Here is a 1,041-nt window from a genome sequence, read left to right as displayed (position 1 = left end):
GGGGCATAGGAAATTCAAACGCCCTTTTGAGCCAGTCTGGCGGGTAGGTAGCGGACGCGCAAGCGCCGGTTGGGGCTCAGATCGGTGGTTCGCGCCTGGGGTTTCGGCTTCGCCGGGCGGCGCAGTGGCGCAGTCCGGGGGCCATTCCCACCGATTCCCGGCAGCAGGCCGAGCGCAGCCCTGCAGGGTCGTGGCCGCATCGTGGAGTCCTCCCGTTTTCGCCCCCGGCCGCGTTGCCGGCAGATCGTCACGCGGTCGCCGCGGGCGGGGCGCGCGCTGCGGGCTGGTAGTGCGCTTGCTCCAGCGCGCCGTGCTTCTCGAAGTGGGCGAGGATGGCGCGGATGGCGATGGGTTCTTCGATGCTGGCGACGATCCGCACCGCGCCGCCGCAGTGGACGCAGGTGGTGACGTCGTTGGAAAAGACCCGCTTGAGGCGTTGCGCCCAGGTCATCGCGCGGCGCTTCTCCGCGGGGCTGCGCGGCCCGTCGTTGGCGCTGACCTCAACCGGTGCCGCAGGCCGCTTGCCCCGCCCCGACGGTGTCAGCTGCGCGCGCAGGTGGGCGTTCGGGGCGAACACGCCGTGGAACCTCGTCAGATGCGCACGCGGCGGCGGGACCAACGCCGCCAGCTTGGCGATGAAGTCCAGCGCATCCCATTCGACATGCGTGGTCCCGTTCCGCCACGGGGTCTTGAGTTCGTACCGCACCCGGCCCTGCGGCGAGATCGACAGCCGCTTCTCGCTGATTGCCGGGCGGGTGATGTACCGGCACAGCTTTTCCAGCTTGTGGCTCTCGTGGGCCTCGGCGGCCACGCCAGCATGCAGTGAGAAGCCGCCGACCTTGCCGGCATCACCCTCCAGAGAGCCAGCGTCACCGGGCAGCGTTTGCAGCGTGACGACCTTGCGGCCAGCGTCACGGCCGGTGGCGATGCGGTAGGTGATCGAACTCATCCGCAGCCCATCCATGCCGTCGTCGCTACCTGCGCTGTCGGACAGGTGCACGGATTCGTCTTCGCCTTCGAGCCAGCCGCGGCGCGACAGAT

Annotated in this window: 1 protein-coding gene; it reads right to left on the bottom strand. The window is 69.5% G+C overall.

The window, feature by feature from the left end:
- Positions 1–247: 247 nt before the first annotated feature.
- The coding region (locus EV148_RS18275) for a transposase (protein WP_199222835.1) at positions 248–1,041 on the bottom strand (794 nt) is incomplete at its 5' end.

It is taken from the genome of Dokdonella fugitiva (assembly GCF_004342425.1).
Lineage (GTDB): Bacteria > Pseudomonadota > Gammaproteobacteria > Xanthomonadales > Rhodanobacteraceae > Dokdonella_A > Dokdonella_A fugitiva.
The sequence above is the reverse complement of the archived record's forward strand: the minus strand, read 5'-3'. Positions and strand labels throughout refer to the sequence as shown.